This window comes from Streptomyces sp. NPDC034103 (assembly GCF_055575395.1).
On the sequence record NZ_JBVISS010000010.1, the window covers coordinates 56,941 to 76,402 of the forward strand.

The 19,462-nt window shown below is 69.2% G+C and carries 18 protein-coding genes and 2 pseudogenes; 10 read left to right on the top strand and 10 right to left on the bottom strand.

The genetic code is table 11. The features are described from left to right. Nucleotides 1–50: 50 nt before the first annotated feature. Both ACZ56U_RS23120 and ACZ56U_RS23125 read right to left on the bottom strand, forming a co-directional pair. Complete coding sequence (locus tag ACZ56U_RS23120) at nucleotides 51–866, bottom strand: hypothetical protein (protein ID WP_469085884.1); 816 nt, start codon at nucleotides 864–866, stop codon at nucleotides 51–53. An 817-nt stretch (nucleotides 867–1,683) separates the two neighbouring features. Next, entirely contained in the window at nucleotides 1,684–2,700 is a 1,017-nt protein-coding gene (locus ACZ56U_RS23125) for a LysR family transcriptional regulator (RefSeq protein ID WP_469085885.1), read from the bottom strand. A gap of 453 nt (nucleotides 2,701–3,153) precedes the next feature. Here ACZ56U_RS23125 and ACZ56U_RS23130 point away from each other — a divergent pair, with 453 nt between their 5' ends. Then, complete coding sequence (locus tag ACZ56U_RS23130) at nucleotides 3,154–4,167, top strand: ArsR/SmtB family transcription factor (protein WP_469085886.1); 1,014 nt, start codon at nucleotides 3,154–3,156, stop codon at nucleotides 4,165–4,167. Between the two features lie 202 nt (nucleotides 4,168–4,369). Here the strand turns inward: ACZ56U_RS23130 and ACZ56U_RS23135 are convergent. Next, nucleotides 4,370–4,937 (bottom strand): annotated as a pseudogene (locus tag ACZ56U_RS23135) (transposase family protein); the annotation flags it as partial. Between the two features lie 47 nt (nucleotides 4,938–4,984). On the opposite strand from ACZ56U_RS23135, the gene ACZ56U_RS23140 reads away from it, so the two are divergent. Continuing rightward, entirely contained in the window at nucleotides 4,985–5,176 is a 192-nt protein-coding gene (locus ACZ56U_RS23140) for a hypothetical protein (protein WP_469085887.1), read from the top strand. 253 nt (nucleotides 5,177–5,429) lie between these two features. Here ACZ56U_RS23140 and ACZ56U_RS23145 read toward each other — a convergent pair whose 3' ends face one another. Next, complete coding sequence (locus ACZ56U_RS23145) at nucleotides 5,430–6,395, bottom strand: glycoside hydrolase family 6 protein (protein WP_469085888.1); 966 nt, start codon at nucleotides 6,393–6,395, stop codon at nucleotides 5,430–5,432. 208 nt (nucleotides 6,396–6,603) lie between these two features. Here ACZ56U_RS23145 and ACZ56U_RS23150 point away from each other — a divergent pair, with 208 nt between their 5' ends. The 3 genes from ACZ56U_RS23150 (at nucleotide 6,604) to ACZ56U_RS23160 (ending at nucleotide 10,412) form a co-directional block, all read left to right on the top strand. Continuing rightward, nucleotides 6,604–7,617, top strand: coding sequence for a LacI family DNA-binding transcriptional regulator (locus ACZ56U_RS23150; protein ID WP_469085889.1), 1,014 nt, complete (start codon nucleotides 6,604–6,606; stop codon nucleotides 7,615–7,617). Nucleotides 7,618–8,122: 505 nt separating this feature from the next. Then, complete coding sequence (locus ACZ56U_RS23155; protein WP_469085890.1) at nucleotides 8,123–8,530, top strand: hypothetical protein; 408 nt, start codon at nucleotides 8,123–8,125, stop codon at nucleotides 8,528–8,530. A 295-nt stretch (nucleotides 8,531–8,825) separates the two neighbouring features. After that, complete coding sequence (locus ACZ56U_RS23160) at nucleotides 8,826–10,412, top strand: oxidoreductase (RefSeq protein WP_469085891.1); 1,587 nt, start codon at nucleotides 8,826–8,828, stop codon at nucleotides 10,410–10,412. 605 nt (nucleotides 10,413–11,017) lie between these two features. Here the strand turns inward: ACZ56U_RS23160 and ACZ56U_RS23165 are convergent. From ACZ56U_RS23165 to ACZ56U_RS23175, 3 genes are all read right to left on the bottom strand, one after another. After that, entirely contained in the window at nucleotides 11,018–11,764 is a 747-nt protein-coding gene (locus ACZ56U_RS23165; RefSeq protein ID WP_469085892.1) for an SDR family oxidoreductase, read from the bottom strand. 69 nt (nucleotides 11,765–11,833) lie between these two features. Continuing rightward, nucleotides 11,834–12,904 carry an aldo/keto reductase gene (locus tag ACZ56U_RS23170; RefSeq protein WP_469085893.1) on the bottom strand — a complete coding sequence of 357 codons (1,071 nt, stop codon included), beginning with the start codon at nucleotides 12,902–12,904 and terminating at the stop codon, nucleotides 11,834–11,836. Nucleotides 12,905–12,973: 69 nt separating this feature from the next. Further along, nucleotides 12,974–13,699 carry an SDR family oxidoreductase gene (locus ACZ56U_RS23175; protein WP_469085894.1) on the bottom strand — a complete coding sequence of 242 codons (726 nt, stop codon included), beginning with the start codon at nucleotides 13,697–13,699 and terminating at the stop codon, nucleotides 12,974–12,976. A gap of 137 nt (nucleotides 13,700–13,836) precedes the next feature. On the opposite strand from ACZ56U_RS23175, the gene ACZ56U_RS23180 reads away from it, so the two are divergent. Both ACZ56U_RS23180 and ACZ56U_RS23185 read left to right on the top strand, forming a co-directional pair. Further along, a complete protein-coding gene (locus tag ACZ56U_RS23180; protein WP_469085895.1) occupies nucleotides 13,837–14,400 on the top strand; it encodes a TetR/AcrR family transcriptional regulator in 564 nt (187 codons plus the stop codon). A gap of 182 nt (nucleotides 14,401–14,582) precedes the next feature. Further along, nucleotides 14,583–15,164: a YdeI/OmpD-associated family protein gene (locus ACZ56U_RS23185; protein WP_469085896.1), complete on the top strand. Its 582-nt coding sequence runs from the start codon at nucleotides 14,583–14,585 to the stop codon at nucleotides 15,162–15,164. Between the two features lie 118 nt (nucleotides 15,165–15,282). Here the strand turns inward: ACZ56U_RS23185 and ACZ56U_RS23190 are convergent. From ACZ56U_RS23190 to ACZ56U_RS23200, 3 genes and pseudogenes are all read right to left on the bottom strand, one after another. Continuing rightward, nucleotides 15,283–15,360: pseudogene (locus ACZ56U_RS23190) on the bottom strand (pentapeptide repeat-containing protein); the annotation flags it as partial. Further along, complete coding sequence (locus tag ACZ56U_RS23195) at nucleotides 15,339–15,650, bottom strand: pentapeptide repeat-containing protein (protein ID WP_469085897.1); 312 nt, start codon at nucleotides 15,648–15,650, stop codon at nucleotides 15,339–15,341. The gene ACZ56U_RS23195 and the pseudogene ACZ56U_RS23190, both read right to left, overlap by 22 nt. A gap of 25 nt (nucleotides 15,651–15,675) precedes the next feature. After that, a complete protein-coding gene (locus ACZ56U_RS23200; protein ID WP_469085898.1) occupies nucleotides 15,676–16,653 on the bottom strand; it encodes a sigma-70 family RNA polymerase sigma factor in 978 nt (325 codons plus the stop codon). Nucleotides 16,654–16,757: 104 nt separating this feature from the next. Here ACZ56U_RS23200 and ACZ56U_RS23205 point away from each other — a divergent pair, with 104 nt between their 5' ends. The 3 genes from ACZ56U_RS23205 to ACZ56U_RS23215 all read left to right on the top strand — a co-directional run bounded on the left by ACZ56U_RS23205 (nucleotide 16,758) and on the right by ACZ56U_RS23215 (nucleotide 19,445). Next, the gene (locus ACZ56U_RS23205) at nucleotides 16,758–17,480 is read left to right on the top strand and encodes an SDR family NAD(P)-dependent oxidoreductase (RefSeq protein WP_469085899.1); all 723 of its coding nucleotides are present in this window, start codon (nucleotides 16,758–16,760) and stop codon (nucleotides 17,478–17,480) included. Beyond that, nucleotides 17,470–18,240 (top strand): isocitrate lyase/PEP mutase family protein, encoded by a 771-nt coding sequence (locus ACZ56U_RS23210; RefSeq protein ID WP_469085900.1) that lies wholly within the window; start codon nucleotides 17,470–17,472, stop codon nucleotides 18,238–18,240. The genes ACZ56U_RS23205 and ACZ56U_RS23210 overlap by 11 nt, the downstream gene beginning before the upstream one ends. Before the next feature lie 449 nt (nucleotides 18,241–18,689). Beyond that, nucleotides 18,690–19,445 carry a class I SAM-dependent methyltransferase gene (locus ACZ56U_RS23215; protein ID WP_469085901.1) on the top strand — a complete coding sequence of 252 codons (756 nt, stop codon included), beginning with the start codon at nucleotides 18,690–18,692 and terminating at the stop codon, nucleotides 19,443–19,445. Nucleotides 19,446–19,462 lie beyond the last annotated feature (17 nt).

Sequence of the window (19,462 nt, forward strand, 5' to 3'; positions counted from 1 at the left end):
ATCGGTTGTTGGACGGGCCGGCGCACCGACGGGCCGGCGCGCCGACGGTTTCAGTGGTCGGAGAGGACCTCGGTGGCGCGGGGAAGGGCCGCGGCCTCCAGCGCGCAGCGCGTAGAAATCTCTTTGCGGTACTGCCGGCTGATGGACCGCTCGTATCGCTCGTCCAGTCGCCGTGCCGTGCCGGTCAGGCCGGAGTCGGCGGCGCACCGTGCCTCGGCGACGGCGGTACGGATCTCGTCACTCCGCCCTTCTCCGCCTGCCGCCGCCTCCAGCGCTGAAGCGCGGGCCTCGCCGGGACCGGCGTAGGGGTAGCCTTTCTTCCGCATGCAGGCCGACCAGTCCTTCACGGACCGCTCGTACTCCTCGTCCGCCATGACCCGCTTCACGCGGAGGCCGTGCAGGTTGTCCGTGATCTTCTTGACCGTGTACCAGGTGCGCAGATCGCCGTAGAGATCGCGTTCGGCCTCGGACACACACCCCGCACTGCTCCTGCGCACCACGCTGCCTCCCGCCAGCTTCGCGACGAGCCCGACGGGCCGCGGCCCACTGAGGGCGGTGACCGCCGCTGTCCGGCGCTCAGGAGAGAGGCTGTCGAAGTAGCGCCGGTTGGGGTCCGACCGCATCAACTCACCGACGCGCTGCTGGATGTCGCCTCCGTATCCGTGCCGGCCCGCCCACTCTGGATCGGTGACCACGTAGGGGAATTCGGCGGCGTCGGCCACTGGATTTTCATAGGGGGTGGGCCACGTCCTGAAGTCATGACGCTCCATGCACGCCTGGATCAGCAATTGCTCCGCGTCGTGCAGTGTCCGTAACTCCTCGCGGGTGGTTTCCTCTTTGGGCGCGAGGCCGCTTTCCTGAGCCACACCGCCCGTGCTCCGATGGGAATCGGCGCCGTGGTTCTCCTGCCGGTCCGTGGCCGTGCACGCGGCGGACAGCAGCAGAACGGCAACCACCGCGCCTGCCGTGGCCTCCGCCCGGCCGCCCGTGCGCCGGGGATGGTCGCTGCGAGGGCCATGTGGCGTACGGGAAGCCCCGTTCTCCGTGCTGCCATCGCGATACACGCGGGCGGCCGCACGGGGCCATATGCCTCCTGCCCGGGCAGTTCTCCCTCTCATGCGCACATGACCTTCCCGTTCTGGTTTCCTCTGGCGGTGCTTTCGGTCTGGCAGGAAGCACCCCTCGATCCTGTCTTCACGGTCGGGACGGGGAAAGGGATTTCGTGTGAGACCGAAAAAACCAGGTCAAGAACTAATGGAAGAAAACAGTCCGTTCAGATGACGGGCATGGGCACGGCCAGGCCCGGGCCGGCGGAATAGCCTCAACGCCAAGCGCGGAGATCTCGTGCGGCGAATCCGCGGATGCCCGCTCGGCCGACGTGGGGTCATACGGACAAGCCGGCAGCGCGGCGCGACCGGGACCGTACCGCATCGGGCGAACCACAGCGTGCCCCCGGCCAGGACCCTCACGTGTCGTATCGGTGCCCGCACGGCACGCACCCGTGCGGGCCCCGGTGACGTGGCCGGGTGAGTGACTACTTCGGCCTGCGGTCCCGGCTGGGCCGGCGCGACTCCCGCGTTCCTCGCTGGACTTGGCCGCACCCCTGACTGACGGGCGTACCGCCGCACAAGCACACCGTCATGACGTACTGGGACGACTCGGGAGACCCTCTTCCCGCTCTCATCAGGAACGGCCCGAGCTCCTGCTCCTCCGAGGCCTCTCACGCGTGCCTGACCTGGGAGGGGACACCAGGCGGGACGGGACGCACCCCCAGTTGGGGTCGGCCATGGCGGCGGCCGCGGCCTCCCTCACGGCCCACACGCCCGGGCGGTCACGGTACTGGACCGGCCAGCCGAGGGCCGATACCGACGGGGACAGATCCACCACATCCAGGTAGCGCACCCCGGGGCGGGGGAAGAGCTCCCTGGCCGCAGCGGGCAGGAAGCACATCCCCTCCCCCCTGGCGACCGCATGCAGCAGCCCTTCCATGTCGGTGACGACGGGGCCGTAGCGCACGCGCGTGCCGTCCGGGCGCGGGTCCACCGCCCAGAAGTCCCACCACACCCGGGGCACTTCCGGGGGGACGTCCAGGAAGACCCGGTCACCGAGGTCGGCCAGGGAGACCTCGGCCGACTCCGCCAGCGGGTCGGTGGCGGCCAGGCAGGCGACGCGCGACTCGGTGGCCAGTTCCAGCAGTTCGATGGCGGCGGGCACCGGGGGCCGTAGGAAAGCGACATCAACGTCGCCGGCGAGCAACTGTGCCAGGTGCTCGGCGAAGTTGAGACTGCGTATCTCCACCGTGAGCCTGGGGTGACGGGCGCGCAGGTGCTCAAGGATCGCGTGGGTGTAGGGCATGGCCAGCTCCGCGCCGATCGTCCCGACCACCACATGTCCGACAAGGGTGCGGGCCCACTGACCGGCGTGGGCACGCAGTCGGGCCATCGCCTCCACCGTGGTCCGCGCTTCCTCCGTCAGAGCACGGCCGGCCTCGGTGAGGGTCACCGTGCGACTGTCCCGTGAGAACAGCAGGACGCCCAGCCGCTTCTCCAGATCCTGAATCTGGCGGCTCAGCGCCGGCTGGGTCATGTGCGACCGCGTGGCGGCCCTGCCGAAGTGCAGTTCCTCACCCAGCACCAGGAAGAGTCGTAGCTGATGGAAGCTCGGTTCCGCTGTTCCCGCCGGATCAGGCACGGCAGACATCCTCCACCTGCGGCCATAGCGGCCGCTGCATCGATCGGGCCCACAATCTCATCACCCGCCTCCCTGACAGACGCACACTCTTCGTGCGACCGTGAACGGGCGCTCCGCCGTCTGGACTGACCGCCGGCACCGGCAGGGCGGCCGGACCGGGGGAGGCGCGATGAGGACATGCCCGCTGTCTGGCGTGGAGAACGTGCTGCCCGCCGGCTTTGTTCCGGCCCACGCTCTCCTCGCCCCCAGTCGTTTCGATCCCGGTCGCCGCCCCTCGCGTGCGTGCACAGGACCGGTCACCGGTGGGAGCCCGGACCGCCGGGCCGGGGACGGCGTCCCTCCGGAGTGACGGGGGCGGGCGGCCGGCACGGTGACCGGGCCGCGCGCCAGGCGGCACCGGCGGCCCTCGCCACGCTCACGTCCAGGCGTTTCCGACAACAAGCGACCACACGGGGAGACAAGGTGCTGCGCATCCACTTCACGGACGGGGACCTGGCCCGTGTCCACCTGGCCCGCGAGCCGGATCCGGTCTGGGAGACCCTGCTGGGCCTGCACCAGTTAACCGCCCCGCGGCGCGGCCTGCCCGTCTTCGCCCGCTGGCGACGCACCGCCCGTGCCAAGCTGGTCGAGGAGCACCTGACGCACCCGGTCCGGATGCTTTCAGCCCTGGCCCCGGCATCGGCGGGCTACTGGCCCGACTTCCTGACACCCGACGCCTCGGCCGGCGGTCTGGAGGCGGCGCTCGACGAACTGCGCGCCACCCCCCGGCCACGGCTGCGCCAAGAACTGCACCGGCTGACCGACACCTACCCACTGCCACGCTGGGCCCACGGCCTGGCCCAGGGTGACCCGACCGGGACAGAGGAGGTCGCGACGGCGTTCCGGCTGGTGCATCGCGCGATCATCATGCCGGACTGGGCCGAGACTGCCGGCACCACCGAGGCCGACCGGGTTTTGCGGACGCGGATTCTGCGCGACCGCGGTGTCCACGGACTGCTGGACTCCTTCCGCCCCCTGATGGTCTGGCGTCCTCCCGTGCTGCACGTGCGCTACCCGAAGGACCGGGACCTGCACCTCGACGGCCGCGGCGTGCGACTCATCCCCTCGCACTTCTGCTGGCGCATGCCGATCGCCCTGGCCGACCCCGCCCTCCCGCAGGTTCTGGCCTACCCCGTCGCCCATCCCCCGGCCTGGGCACCGGCGGTCACGCGAGACCGCCGGCCCGAGGCCCTGGCCGCTCTGATCGGTCGGACTCGCGCCCGCGTGCTGGCCGCCCTGGACAGCACCGCAACCACCGGGGAACTCACCCGACGCCTGGCCATCTCCGCACCCTCGGCGAGCGAGCACGTCGCTGCCCTCAGAGATGTGGGGCTCGCGCACAGCCAGCGCGTCGGCACTCAGGTCATCCACACGTTGACCCCGTTGGGCTCCGCGCTGCTCAGCGGCGACCTTCCGCCTCACGGCCTGGTCGTCTAACGACCTCGTGCATGGTTGCCTGTGGCGCGTCGAGGTGTGTGGCGTTGTCGGTGTTCACGCTCGAAAGACACGTCCGAGGGTGGTGTGAGAGAAGTCCGACGACGGCTTGGACGATGTCACTCATGTGGGCCAGTCCGAGCGGTCGGGCCTGGGTGATATCGGCGCAGCTGCCTGGCCGGACCGGGCTGCAGAACATCACGCGCCCCTCGGTGTCCGTGAGGACCATGGCCTTCACGGCGATGCGATTCGGGCTGCACCGGCTCGTCGGAAGATCCGCCAGCGCTTCAAGCGGGCAACGCCGCCCTCGACCAGGGCCCGCGCCTTCGACAGCGCCCGGTTGATGGACTGTTGGGTGAGCAACAGTTCACCTCCGGGAGGCCGTCCGGCCGGTGTGGTCACCCACGCGCCGGCGCCGATGTAGGCACGGACGGCCAGGATCGGGATCCCTTGGCGCTCGCAGATCCTGATGATCTGATGGGCACGGGCCGCGGCCAGGTCATGGCAGCGCCCCGGCAGGGCCGGCGACAGCCACAGCACCCCGCCGTTTGGATCGGTGACCACCTGCACGACGACCCCGTGGCGGCGGTGCTTGGCCGAGTAGTCGGCGCGGCCGTCGCCGAGGCGGTCGCGCTCGGCCAGGGTGCCGTCGAGCGAACGAACTCGGGTTCTGCCTCGCGCAGAGCGCGCAGCAGACCGGGCGCACGGGCGGCCAGGAGATTGATGACCGCGGTGGTGCAGGCGTGCGCGGTGCCACCGGTTGCAATGGCTGCAGCTGACCACCACACCGCCGCTCACCCCCAACTGGGACGGATACTCGATGACGATGACGACGACCCGGCGCATCCTCGACCTCGCTGCGGCGGCACCGGCCAGCCGCGGCGAGGGCCTGGTGCAGTTCCTCGGCAAAGCGAACGAGGTGTACCAGCAGGGCCTGCAGGATCTGCACCGGCAGGTGACAGAGCGCCACTGGGACCATGGTCGCTGCCCACACGGCCGGCAGGCCCCGTGATACCTCGCAGGATCGCGACGAGGTGATCCTGTCGCTGACCCTGGTCGAGTGGGAGAAGACACCGGCCGCCATGGCGTTCATCGAAATGGCCACCGCACGCCGCGGAGTCTGCCTGATCCCCGAGGAGTAGGCCGACATCTGTCAGCGCGGCCGCCGTCGGAGCGGTGGCCGCGCGCCGCACCTACGGCCGCGCGCCACGCGCGCCGGCCGAGGGTGCGGTCGTGTGGCGGCCCTACCGGCCCACCCCGATCCGTCAGTAGCCGTAGATCATCTTGTAGGCCACCTCGGGAAGGAACTGGCCGGCGCTGGAGCCGCCCCCGACGCCGCAGTTGCCGTCGGACTCCCCCGGGGTCTTGATCCACAGGAGCATCTCGGCGCCTCCGCCCGTTCGGGTGGGTGTGCCGATGCGGCGGCCGGAGGGGTTGCACCACTGGCCGTTGGAGCCGTTGCCGTTGCGGCTGGTGTCCACGACGAAGGGCTTGGTGTAGCCGTAGCGGGCGCCGAGTTCACGATTCACGGCGTTGCCGAAGGCCGTGTTCTCGGCGGTCGTGAAGTAGTTGGAGACGTTGAGCGAGAAACCGTGGGCCTGGCGGAGACCGGCTTCGTGGAGGCGGCGAGCCATGGTCGCCGCGTTCGTCCAGCCCGGGTTGCCCGCGTCCATGTAGACCCAGGTGTTGGGCGCCTGGCGGCTGAACTCGGCGATGGCACCGCTGAGCATGGCTTCACGTTCGTCGATCTGGGCCTGGGTCATGCAGCCGTAGTCCCCGAGGGAGTCCGGTTCCAGGATGACGACGGCCGGGCGGGCCGCGATCCCGCCGGCGAACTGGGCGATCCAGCTCGCGTAGGCGGACGGCGAAGAGGCTCCCCCGGCGGAGTGGCCGCCGCAGTAGTCGCGGTTGTAGACGTTGTAGGCGACGAGGAGGGGCAGCTTGTCGGCCCGGTCCGCCGCGCCGACGTACGCCCCCGTGGCGGTGCCGATGGTGCCGCTCCAGGAGCCGAACCAGCGGGCCATCGGGGTGTTGGCGATGGCGGAGTTGATCGCGGAGGCCCGGCCGTCGCCGGGGTTGGCGGCCACCCACTGCTTCGGCGTGGAATTGGGGTCCACGTAGAACCCGCTCGTCATGGAGGTGGGGTCGGCGGCATGTGCGGACGGTGCGGCGGCGAGCGCCAGCGGCAGTGCCAAGAGCGCTGCCGCCAGGGTGCGGAGTCTGCGGCTCATCACAAGACCTCGGTTTCCTGGCAGGGGGATCTACAGGGAACGGGAGTTGGGAGCGCTCCCACTGGAAGCGGTCCCAATCGTGAGGCGGGCTTGTTTAGGTGTCAATAGCTGGCGCAGCTCCGGCTCAGCACGGCAAGGTGCCAGTGGTACTGGAAGCGCTCCCAGAATCGGCGCCGGGGCCTTCTCACCTGTGAAAGACTCTCGATCCATGGCAGAACATGCGCCGCGCCGGCAGCCGACGCTCGACGAGGTGGCCGAACGCGCCGGCGTCTCCCGTTCCGTGGCCTCCCGCGCGCTCAACAACGCCCCGCACGTCAGCCGCGCCAAGCGTGAGGCCGTCGAACGGGCCGTCCGGCAACTCGGATACGTCCCCAACCCGAGCGCCCGCGCTCTGGCCACCCGGCAGACAGGAGCGGCCGCCCTGGTGATCTCGGGAGAAGATCCGTCGATCTTCGCCGATCCCTTCTTCGCCCAGGTCATCGTCGGGGCGTCGGCCGCCCTCGAAGAGGCCGACCTGCATCTGATGCTGTGTCTGGCCGCTTCCGACCGGGGTCGCAAACGGGTTGCGGAACTGCTTCGATCCCGAGGCGCTGACGGCGTCATGCTGATGGCGCTGCGTGAGGACGACCCGCTGTTGCCCCTGACCGCGGAAGCGCAGATGCCCGTGGTGTTCGGCGGGCGCCCGGTCGGCGCGACTCCCCGGTGGTATGTCGACGTCGACAACGTCGGCGGGGCGCGCGAGGCGACCGAGCACCTGATCACCCGGGGTCGGCGTCGTGTCGCCGCGCTCTGCGGACGGCTGGACACCGAGGCCGGGCGCGCCCGGTACCGCGGCTACCGGGATGCCGTTCTGGCCGCGGGTCTCGAACCGCTCCCGCCGCAGGAGGGCGACTTCACCGAGGCCAGCGGAGCCGCCGCCATGGCCGCGCTGCTGACGAACCATCCTGACGTGGACGGGGTGTTCGCCGCCAACGACAACATGGCGGCGGGCGCGCTGCGCGCACTGCGCGAGACCGGCCGGCTGATCCCGACCGATGTCTGCGTGGTCGGCTTCGACGACCTGGCCGTCGCGCAGTTCGCCGACCCGCCGCTCACCACCGTCCATCAGCCCATAGAGGCCCTGGGGTGGGAAATGGCGCGCATGCTCGTCTCGGTGGTCAATGGCCTGGACCCCACTCCCCTGGTCCTGCCGACCCGCCTGGTCGTCCGCTCCAGCGCCTGACGGCCGCGGTGGCGGTGGCGGTGCGGAGGGTCGACCGCGCGCAGTGAGTCCGACCGTACGGACGGCCGCCGTGCCGGTGCAGAGACGGTCCGCACGGTGCCAGTGCGGCCGAGCCGGTTGGCGTCCCTGTGGCTCCGGACGGTGCGGGCGGGAATCCGCGGCGGGCGTCGCCATCGGCCTGCCGCAGGACCCGCGAACGAAAAATCATCGGCGCGCCGGGTCGAACCAGTCAGCACGCGACCGTGCTGCCAAACACCGGCCTCGTCACCACCAGCCGACGAGGCGGGTCCGTGCTGCACCGCATCACCCCTCTCGAGCCGGCCCTGCTGCGGACCGGCGCCCTGACGGAAACCGTGAGGCCCGAGGGCACCGCGGCGTCAGACGGGGCGCGCGACCCGCGCCTGCCGCCCTCGGCACCCTTTAAGCCGTGGCTTAAGAGCTAGGCCACAGGTGGCCGACCCCTCCACGATGTGAAGCCTCAACCGGCTCACCCCTTGGAGATCGCATGAAGACTCACCTCGCCGCCGCCGCCGTCGGGTCCGTCGTGCTGACCGCGGGCACCCTGCTGGGCGCTCCCGCCGCCAGCGCGCAAACCACCGCCTATCCGATCAGCTCTTTCAACGTTGAGGACGGCCAGGGCAGCTATGCCCGCGGCACCCTGACCTGGTACAACCGATCGGTCGGCGTCGAGGGAACACTCCGGGCCGTCGGCTGCCGCAGGGCGTGGTTCGGCGCGTACGGTGCCTCTGGCCAGCAGCTCGACGCCAAGAGCACCAGCACCAAGTGCAACACCACGTATCCGATCAAGACCGAACTCCGTGCGGATGTGCCCGGGGGCGCCACGTATGTCATCGTCTGCCTCGACAATGAGTACGCGCAGCCCATCAGCTGTGAGCGGTACAACCGGCCCTGACCATCCGACCGGCCGGAACGTGACGCTGCCGCACCAGCCTCCATGAGGCATTTCGGGATGATCGAGGCGAGCCGATACGAAGAGCAACAATTGCGGGCGTGGATGCACCACAGAACCTGTGCCAAAACCTGAGTTGTGGCAACACCCGGAATCTTGCGGCTGGCGTATCGGAGTGCTCGCCTGCACGGTGTAGGGACGCTTGCGGATGTCGACGGGCTCATGGCTGCCTCGTTCGCGGGGCCGGGGGCATATCGGGCTTGTCGAGGGCGGGCCCGAACCGGAATGATCGTCGATCATGCGTCTCGACGAACTCAACGCTGGTGAACGCCAGTTGTGGAACTCCTTCACCCGGGGCCGCGCTGTCGATGTCCGCGACAGCCCGGAATCGGCGGAACCCGCGGTGCGGGCTGAGGTCATCGCGGCGCTGCTGCTGGGTGCCGGTACCGATCCCGCCCCGGGTGACCGCCCGGCAGTGTGCCTGACCGGCGCCCGCATCACGGGAAGGCTGGATCTGCAGTTCGCCGAAATTCCCGTGCGGGTCATGCTGGACGAATGTCGCTTCGACGAAGTGCCCCTGCTCCGGGGGGCGAGAATCCGCGAGCTGGCCCTGACCCGATGCGCCCTGCCAGGTCTCACCGCCGACACAGCCCAGATCGACGGCCGGCTGGTCCTGTCCCGCTGCCACCTGAGCGGGCCCCTCGTACTCACCCGCACCCAGATCCACAGCGACCTCGACCTCCGCGACACCGTGATCACCGCTCCCGGTGCCGAGGCGATATCCGCTGTCCGCCTCATAGCGGGCGGCGACGTGCTGTGCACCAACCTGGCGGTCCGGGGAACATTCCGCTGCTCCGGCGCCGCCATCTCCGGCGAGTTCGACCTGGAGGGCGCCTCTCTGCGCAACCCCGACGGCCACGCCCTGGACGCCTACCACGTCCAGATCACCGAGGACTTCACCTTCCACCCGGGCTTCAGCGCCGAAGGGCGGATCATCCTCTCCGGCGCCACGGTCGAGGCGGCGATCGGATTCTGTGGGGCTCGGCTGGACAACGCCGGCGACATTGCGCTGGAGGCCATCGACGTCAACGTCGCCCGCAATTTCGACCTCGGCCACGGGCTCCGCGTCGACGGCGGCGTCAAACTCGACGGCAGCACCATCGGCACGCAGCTCAGCTTCCGCGATGCCACGCTGGCGAACCCCGGCGGCACTGCCCTGTCCCTGCGCCTGGTCCAGGCCCGGGAGACCGATCTGCGCACCCAGCAGCCGATCGCCGGCACCGTCGACGCGACCAACGCCCATCTGGGCACCCTGTACGACACCCCCGGCACCTGGCCCGCCGACCTCCGACTTGCCGAGACCACCTACGACGCCATCGCCAGCCCTCTGTCGGCCGCCGAACGGCTCGACTGGCTCCGGCGCGGCACCGACACCTTCCTTCCCCAGCCATACGAGCAGCTCGCAGCCGCCTACAGACGGCTCGGGCACGAGGACGAAGCACGCACGGTGCTCCTCGCCAAGCAACGCCATCGCCGTGCCCTGCTCCCCCTGCATACCCGCGTGTGGGGTTACATCCAGGACGCAACCGTCGGCTACGGCTACCGGCCACTGCGCGCCAGCCTCTGGCTCACCGCTCTGCTCGCCTGCGGCGCACTCTTCTTCACGGCCCACCCTCCCGCACCTCTCGAAGCGGAGAAGGCGCCGCCGTTCAACGCCGTCGTCTACACGCTCGACCTGCTCGTCCCGATCTCCGCCTTCGGACAGGACGTCGCCTTCGCACCACGAGGCACTGGGCAATGGCTCGCCTACGCACTGACCGCTGCCGGGTGGATCCTGGCCACGACCGTCGCCGCCGGCATCTCACGGGCGATCAACCGCCAGTGATTGCCTTGTGCCTGGCGGAAGAGCGGAGGAAGCAGGCCATCGCCCGGCCAGAACTCCCGCTCGGCGACGAGGCCGGTGATCGTGTGCCGAGGCAGAAGGGAGCGCCGCGACGGGCTGCGGGGCGTGGGTGTCGCCGGTCGCCGGGCGGTCGGTGATGGAGTGGACGAACTCGCCGAGGGTGCCGTCCTCGCGGCGTAGTTGTTCACGCACGAGGTAGCCGTGGGTCTGCAGTTCGCGCGGGCCGGCCCGTACCGCGTCCCGCCCGTCGGGCCCGCCCGCATGAGATCGGCGACAGTCACCTGCCGGCCGCTCCGGTGGCTACTGATGGAGCCGAAGATGCCCTTCGCCTTGAACTGCAGCCGCTCGTCACGGAAGAGACCGTTGGCGATCTGTATGAACCACGCGTCCCGGCGCTGCTGCGCAATCCGTGCACACGACCGACTGCGCAGCCCGGCCCACGTCCTGCGCGCACGGCTGCGCACTCCGCGAAGCGGTGGGCAGCTAGTCCGGCAGGGGGACGCGTTCCTGCTTGCCCGACCGGCGCCACGCGGTCTCCGACACTGCAGACGGCGTACTGCGCAGCCATCTGAAGCAGACGAGCGAGCTCAGAGCTGGGTTTCGCCGCCGTCCACGGCCAGCTCGATGCCGGTGGTGTACGTGGCGTCGAAGGCGAGGAATGCGGCCGCCTTGGCGAACTCTTCGACGGTGCCGTAGCGCTTCATGGGGTTGCTCGCGGTCCGCTCCGCCCTGAACTGGTCAGCGGCCTCTTTGGACAAGTTCATCGTTTCCAGAATCCCCGAGTCGATGGGACCTGGGCTGATCGCATTGACACGGATTCCCCGCGGAAGCAGCTCGCGGGAGAAGGTGCGGGCCATCGAGCGCAGCGCCGCCTTGCCGGCCGCGTAGACGCTGGTGTCCGCCATGCCGATGACGTTCGCGATCGAGGTGGTGAAGACGATGCCGGCGTGCGCGCTCAGCAGCGGAGCGAGCTTCTGCACAGTGAAGAAGGCGCCCTTGACGTTGATCGCGAACAGCTCGTCGTACACGTCCTCGGTCGTCGACTCGAGGGGTGTGAGGGGTGAGATGCCGGCGTTGACGAACAAAGCCTCGATCGAGCCGAGCCCCCTCTTTACACGGTCGGCGAGCATATCCAGGTCGGGCAGTGAGGCCACATCCGCCCGGACGGCCACGGCATTCTCGCCGAGCCGCTCGCGTGCCGCGTCGAGCTTGCCTTGAGAACGGCCCGTGATCACCACGCGGGCTCCGCCTTGCACCAGCAGCTCCGCCAGCGCGAGCCCCATGCCGCTGTTGCCACCCGTGATCACCACATTGTTGTCGCTGTACTTACCCATACCGAGGTGGCTCCGTTCCCTCGTCAAAGACATGTCGATATATCTGGATGTCGCCGTTCAGGAAGCTACTCAGTCGAGGGTTTCGATCGTCATGTCGCCTGTGATGACCGTGCGGATGTGATCGCTGGCGAGCAGGTTGTGCGGATTGCCGAGGTCGATGGCGCTGACCTCGTCGAGGCGGGCCAGCTGGGAGGGAGTGAGGTCGACCTGCAGGGCACCCAGGTTGTCCTCCAGCTGCGCGATGGTGCGGGCGCCGATGATGGGTGCTGTCACGCCCGGGGCGTTCAGGGTCCAGGCCAGTGCGACCTGGGCGGGGGTGCGGCCCAGCTCCGAGGCCACCTCCTTCACCGCATCGGCAATGGCGAGGTTGCGGTCGGTGACCCATCCCAGGGCGACGTTGAGGCTCTTGCGGTTGCTGGCGGTTTCGCCGGCAACGGGGCCCGCCTGGTTCTGGTCCTGCCGGCTGTACTTGCCGGTGAGCACCCCGCCGCCCAGCGGCGAGAAGGGGACCACGCCGAGTCCCATCTCGCGTGCCATCGGGATCAGGTCACGCTCCGCGGTGCGCTCGATCAGGCTGTACTCAGTCTGCAGTGCGACCAGTGGCGACCAGCCGCGCAGGTCGGCGATCGCCTGCATGCGCGACACCTGCCAGGCCGGGGCGCTGGAGATCGCCACGTACAGCACCTTGCCCTGCCTCACCAGGTCGTCCAGACCCCGCAGGATCTCCCCCACCGGTGTCCTGAAGTCCCATACGTTCACGTAGAGCAGATCGACGTAGTCGGTGTTCAGCTGCCGCAGACTGGCTTCCACCGACGCCAGCATGCTTTTGCGGTGGGTACCGCCGGAATTCGGGTCACCGGGCTGGCGCAGCGTCGAGTACTTCGTCGCCAGCACCATCTTGTCGCGGTGGGTGCGGGCGAATTCGCCGAGCAGTCGCTCGGAGCTGCCGTTGGTGTAGGTGCTGGCGGTGTCGAAGAAGTTGCCGCCGAGCTCGGTGTAGCGGTCGAAGAGCTTGCGCGCCTCGTCGCGCTCGGCGCCCCAGCCCCACTCGGTGCCGAAGGTAGCCGTGCCCAGCGCCAGCGGTGAGACCCGGAGTCCTGAACGGCCCAGCAGCCGATAAGTGTCGAGAGTGAGTGCCATCGTGTTCTCCTGTGAGGTGCGGTTCGTGGCGTTCGAGAGGTGCGGAGCGGTGGTCGACTCGCCCGGGCTTCAGGCGCCGAGCCCGTAACCGCCGGCCACGGTGATGTCCTGGCCGGTGATGTAGCCGGCGGCGTCCGAGGCGAGGAAGGCGACTGCTTCCGCGACCTCCTGGCTGGATCCGAGGCGCTCGAAGGGGATCTTCGCGCGCATGGCGTCCCGGCCGCTCTCGGGCACCCCCAGCTTGTCGAGCAGCGGGGTGTCGGTGGCCCCGGGGCTCACGGCGTTGACGCGAATCCTGCGCGGGGCCAGTTCGAGCGCGAGCGAGGGCAGCATGGCCAGCAGCGCGCCGCGTGTCGCCGCCCCCACCGTGGCGCCAGCGGCGCCGCGACGGGATCCGATACCGACGGTCAGCACGATCGAACCGCCGTCGTTCATGAGGGGAAGGGCCTTTTGGAGGGTGAAGTACTGGCCCTTGAAGTTGAGGTCGGCGTGCTCGTCGAACGATTCCTCCGTCACCTCGGCAACCGGTGCCGGACGGAAGATCCCGGCGTTGAGGAAGAGCAGGTCCAGCGATCCGAACCGCGCCGACACCGCCGACATCAGGGCGTCGGTGTCGGCGAGCACACGCCCGTCGGATCGGACGACGAGCACGTCGCCGGGGAGCTCGGAACGCGCCCGCGCGAGGGACTCGGGATTCTGTCCGGTGACCGCGACCTGGTAGCCGCGGGCGTGCAGCAGCTCGGCCGTCGCTCTGCCGATCCCGGTCGTCCCCCCGGTGATGACCGCTGTAGGCATGGCAAACCTTTCGTCGCTGAAGCGATGGGTGAGACCACCTGCAAACGGGGAACTCCCCGGTTGCCTCACCGTACACTGATCCGGGGACATCCCCAATTCGCTCCGACCCTCATCCGGCACTCACGATCGCGAAGGTCATGACACCTCCACGCAGCACCCTGCGCGCCGACGCGCAGCGCAACCGCGAGCAGCTGATCGCCACGGCCGCCGAGGCCTTCGCCTCCGGACGCCCGATCTCGCTGGACGCGATCGCCAAACGCGCGGGAGTAGGCAACGCCACCCTGTACCGGCACTTCCCCACCCGAGAGGATCTGGTCGAAGAGGTCTACCGGGACCAGATCCGCCCCTTGCGCGAAGATGCGCGCACCCTGCTGGCTGCGAAGCCGCCCGCGCAGGCCCTCCACGCGTGGATGCTCCGATTCGCCGACTGGGCCGGTGAACGACGCGGCATCTGTGAGGCCCTGGTCGCTATGAGTGCTTCCGGCCGCTTCGGCACCGGACCGGTCTGCGACGAGGTCCAGCAGGTCCTGGCGATGGTGCTCGAGGCCGGCGCCACAGCCGGAGAACTGCGCAGCGACATCGATCCGGTCGAGGTAGGCGGCATCCTCGCCGGTCTGCTCTCCGTGGCCGGCGCACCCGAGCAACGCCCCCAGCTGAACCGCATGCTGGACGTCGTCGTCGACGGACTCAGGCCCCGCTAGGCAGTGTCTTCACATGTCACGCCCACATGAGGAGTGATGCGAGGGTGACGGCTGATTCGTAGGACTGGGCGGTTTTGTCGTAGCGGGTAGCGATGGCGCGCCTCGGCGCTTGAGCGGGTCACCTGAGCGGTGCGCTCGTGTAGGTCAGCAACTGTCCTATAGGGCCTCTAGTCTGCGGTTTTATGCAGAAATACGAGGACGGCGTCGAGATCCTTGTCCCCGCGAGCCCGGCCGAACTTGAGGCCTGGCTCGACGTGCATCACGGGGAACGGACCGCGCTCTGGGTGAAGATCGCCAAGAAGCACACCGGCATCCCGTCGCTCACCTGGGAAGAGATGGTCGACACGGTGCTCTGCTTCGGCTGGATCGACGGTCTGCGGCGCGGCTTTGACGACACGCACTTCCTGCAGCGCACGACACCCCGCCGCCCCCGCTCCGCCTGGTCGCAGGTGAACGTCGCCAAGGCCGAGGCCCTGATCGCGGCAGGCCGGATGCGCCCCCGCGGCCTCGCCGAGATCGAGGCGGCGCGGGCGGACGGCCGCTGGGAGACGGCATACGCCTCGCAGAAGAATGCCACCGCACCGCCGGATCTCGTCGAGGCGCTTGACGCGAACCCGACCGCACGGGCGTTCTACGAGACGCTCAGCAAGTCCGACCGGTTCGCCCTGTATCTCCGCCTGGTCTCCGCTCGCACCGAGAAGACCCGGCTGGCCCGCCTGGAGCGGATGATGGCGACGATGGCGAGGTCCGAGCGGCCATCATGATCAAACGCCCGGCAAACGCGTAGACCAAGACATCAAGGCCCGCGGAGGCTTTACGCGCGGTCGTACGTTCACGAGGCCAGGCGGGGAAGGTTGAGGGTAGGTCACGAACGCCGTCGAGTCTGGTCCCGTCCAGCTTCGCACCGGTGAGCTTCGCTCTCGACAGGCGAGCTCCCGTCAGATCCGCGCGCCAGAGCTCGGCTCCTGTGAGGCCGGGGCCTTGCGCACGTCAGTGTGCGAAAGGTTCGCCTTGACCAGGACTGCGTTACTCAGGTTCGCCTCCGGATGACACACCGGAGTACCTCGACCGGCATCTGGCCGCCAAGTCGGTGAACTCCCTTTCCTCCAGTCCTGCAGCGGTCCCGGCTCCGACGGACCGGCATGAGCAAGGGCCGGTCGGCGCCGCGGCGAGCACTGGCCCTCGGACGAGTACGGATCCGCCTGGACGGTGCCGAAGGAGGCTGTGCGTGACGGCTTCCGATGAGCCACTCCCCGAATGGCGCCGCGACGGAGGCTAGTCGAGTGTCCGGGGGATGCCGAAGTACGGCGCGACCGCCGACTCGAACCGGGTGAACTCGCAGATCCGGTCGCCGGCGAGGCCGATCACCACGACGCCGGCGAGCCGGAGGACGCCGGTGACCCGGTCACGCGTGTACTCGCCCCAGGCGGGCTGGCCGTTCGCGCGTACGGGCACCAGCCGGTCGATCCGTCCCAGCAGGGTGCGGATCACGCTGAAGAAACGGTGCACGGCCTCGCTTCCGCGGTACTCGAACGGCAGCGGTGGCATCCGCACCCAGATGTCGTCGGTCATCAGCGCGATCAGGGCGTCGACGTCCAGCTCGGTGAAGGCGGCGACGAACCGGTCCAGCAGTTCACGCTCATCCGGCCCGCCGGGTGCGGGCGGTGCCGTCCGCGGTGAGTTCATCCTGGCGCGAGCGCGTTTGAGGGCGCTGGTGACGGCGTCCTCGGTGAGCCCCAGTAGCTCGGCTGTCTCGCCGGCGCGGTACCCGAGCACATCGCGTAGCAGCAGCACCGCGCGCTGGTTCGGCGGCAACAGTTGCACGGCAGTGACGAATGCGAGCGAGATCGCCTCGCGGGATTCGTAGCGGGCCTCGGGCCCGGGCGCCTGATCGGGGCGCTCCGCCAGCAGTACGTCGGGATACGGCTGTAGCCAGATCACCTCGCCCAGGCGACTCGGCTCCGGCAGCGGTACCGACTCGGGAATCGTGACCGGCTGCCGCTTCGCCGAACGCAGTTGGTTGAGGCACCGGTTGGTGGCGACGCGGTAGAGCCAGGTGCGCACCGACGACCGCCCCTCGAAGCCGTCGAGACCGAGCCAGGCCGACAGCAGAGTCTCCTGCAACGCGTCCTCCGCGTCCTGCAACGAACCGAGCATGCGATAGCAGTGCGCGCGCAGTTCGCCGCGGTGCGGCTCGACCAGGGCACTGAACGCGTCCCGGTCGCCGCTGCGGGCCCGATCGAGCGGTTCCATCCGACACCTCCGTCTGCGTCCTCCCCTGTACTGACACCGGCGGTCGGCGGAACTGGTCGCCGTCAAAGCGCCCAGTTTTCAGCGGGGGCCGTGTCAGTAGTGGCATGACTATCACCGACAAGACGGTTCTCGTGACAGGCGCCAACCGCGGCATCGGCCAGGCGCTGGTGGAGGAAGCCCTGCGACGCGGCGCACGGCGCGTCTACTCCGCCGCACGCCGGCCCGTGGCATCTCCGGACCCCAGGGTCACGCCCGTCGCCCTCGACGTGACCGACGCGGCGCAGGTGCAGGCAGCCGCCAAGAGCGTGACCGAGCTCGACGTACTGATCAACAACGCCGGGATGGCGCTGATCGACGACTTGAGCGAGGTTTCCGTGCTCGAACAGCATCTCGCCGTCAACCTCTTCGGCACCTACGCCGTGACCCGGGCCTTCCAGCCGCTGCTGGTCCGCTCGCGGGGAGCGATCGTCAACGTGCTGTCGCTCGCGTCGCTCGCCACGGTGCCGATCACCCCGTCGTACGCGATTTCCAAGGCGGCGGCGTTCTCCCTGTCCCAGTCGCTGCGTGCCCTCTTGGCACGGCAGGGCGTAGCCGTGCACGCCGTGCTGCCCGGGCCTGTGGACACGGACATGATCCGCGACTGGGACATCCCGAAGACCTCGCCGGCCGACGTTGCGCGGGCCATCGTCGACGGCGTCGAGAACGGCGAGGACGAGATCTTCCCCGACGCGCTGTCGGCAGCGCTGGCCGAGGGCTGGCGCAACAGCCCGGTCAAGGCGCTCGAACGCCAGAACATGGCACTGCTGGGGAGTGACAATGCCGCTTGAGAACAGGGACTTGAAGGCGCATGCCGCGCAGTTGCGCGAACTGCATCACGCCGACGAGATGCTCGTGCTGCCGAACGCGTGGGACGCGGCCAGCGCCAAGATCATCACTGATGCCGGGTTCCCGGCGATCGCCACCAGCAGCGCCGCGTTCGCGGCGATGCTCGGCTACCCGGACGGGGAAGGCGCGCCATGGCCGGAGATGTTCGCCCTGGCCGGACGGATCGCCCGTGCGGTGGCGGTTCCCGTCACCGTGGACGCCGAGGCCGGATACGGCCTGCCGCCGCGGGAGTTCGTCGACCGGCTGCTGGAAATCGGCGCGGTCGGCTGCAACCTGGAGGACACCGACCACCGCGCGGGCGGACTCGTCGACGCCGGTGCGCAGGCCGAGCGGCTGGCGGCCGTCCGATCCGCCGCGGAGGACGCCGGGATTCCGATCGTGATCAACGCCCGTGTCGACGTCTTCCTGGCGGCGTCCGGTGTGGCCGAGGACGACCGGGTCGGGGAGGCGATCCGCCGGGGCCGCCGCTACCTGGCGGCCGGGGCCGACTGTGTCTACCCGATCGGCGTCGGCGACGAGCGGACCATCGCCACTCTGGTCGCCGAGCTGCCCGGGCCGGTCAACGGCAACACCAGGCCCGGAGTGCTGGGCCTGGCCAAGCTCCGCGAGCTGGGCGTGGCGCGGGTTTCCTACGGGCCGCGGTTCTACCGCCAGGCTCTGAGCGGTCTGGAGGCCGCGGTCCGTGAGGAACTGCCGACCTGACGGCACACGGTCACGCCGCGCACCATCTTGTCGTGGTTGCGCGGCGTGCCCCGCTGGGGGCGTTGGGCGCTTGAAGACGTCATGGCCGATGATCTGCTCTTATCGAGGTTCTGTTCGTACGGCAGGAGAAACTCCCGTCCGAAGCCCTCGCTGTGTGCGCCGAGCTGAACATCGACGCGCAGTTGTCGGAGTTCGGCGATCCCGTGCACACCAGGAGTTCCGTGCTGGGCCCCATGGTCGACCGCGACGTCCACATCACTATCGGCGAGGGCCTGCCGAACGCGGTCGTTGACAAGAACCGAACACGGCGAATGACCGAGCAGATCAGCTCGCGCTGTCCACGGCACGGGCGGACGGGTTGTCCTTGCGAAAACCATTGGTGCCCGGCTTGCTCCGCTGGTGGGCTGACGTCCCGCCGGTGAGGCTGCTGTGTGACGGAGGTAGTGGTTGTGACGGAATATGACGTGCTTGCCGAGGTGTACGAATGGCTCATCTCGGATGCAAAGTTGCCTCCCGCCGAGTTCGCTGCGTCGTTCGATGACGTCCTCAGTCTCCTGCCGTCGAACGCTCACGTCCTCGACTGTTCATGCGGAACCGGACAGTTGGCGGTTGGCCTCGCCGGTCGTGGCATGCAGGTTGTCGCAACTGACGCCAGCGAGGCCATGGTTCGCCGGACCGCAGAGCTGTCTGAGGAATTCGGGGCCTCCGTCCAGGCCGTGCGGGCGAACTGGGAAGAGTTGCCCGATCATTTCGAGGACGACACGTTCGACATGGTGTTCTGCGTCGGCAACTCGCTCCACCATGCCGCGGGCGCGACAGGCAGGGGTGCTGCTCTGGAGTCGATGTCACGGCTTCTGCGCCCTGGCGGGCGCTTGGTGCTCACATCCCGCACCTGGGAACTCGTCAGGGCCAGAGGTTCCCGGCTGGACATCAAGGACCGACTCGTCCGACGAAACGGTCGCGATGCCGTCGTGGTCTACCGCTGGGAGATTGCGCCGCATTGGGAGGATGAGCACCACATCGAGATTGCGATCGCCCAAGTCGATGCGACTGGTCTGGTTCTTGTCCGCTCGGAACTGCTGTCCTGCTGGCCCTACCGGTACGAGGAACTCGAAGTCGAGCTGCACCGGGTCGGACTCCGGACGGAAATGAGCACGTTCGATCTTGAGGCCGAGAACTACATGGTGGTCGCGAGCAAGGTATAGAACCTGGCTCTCAGTCC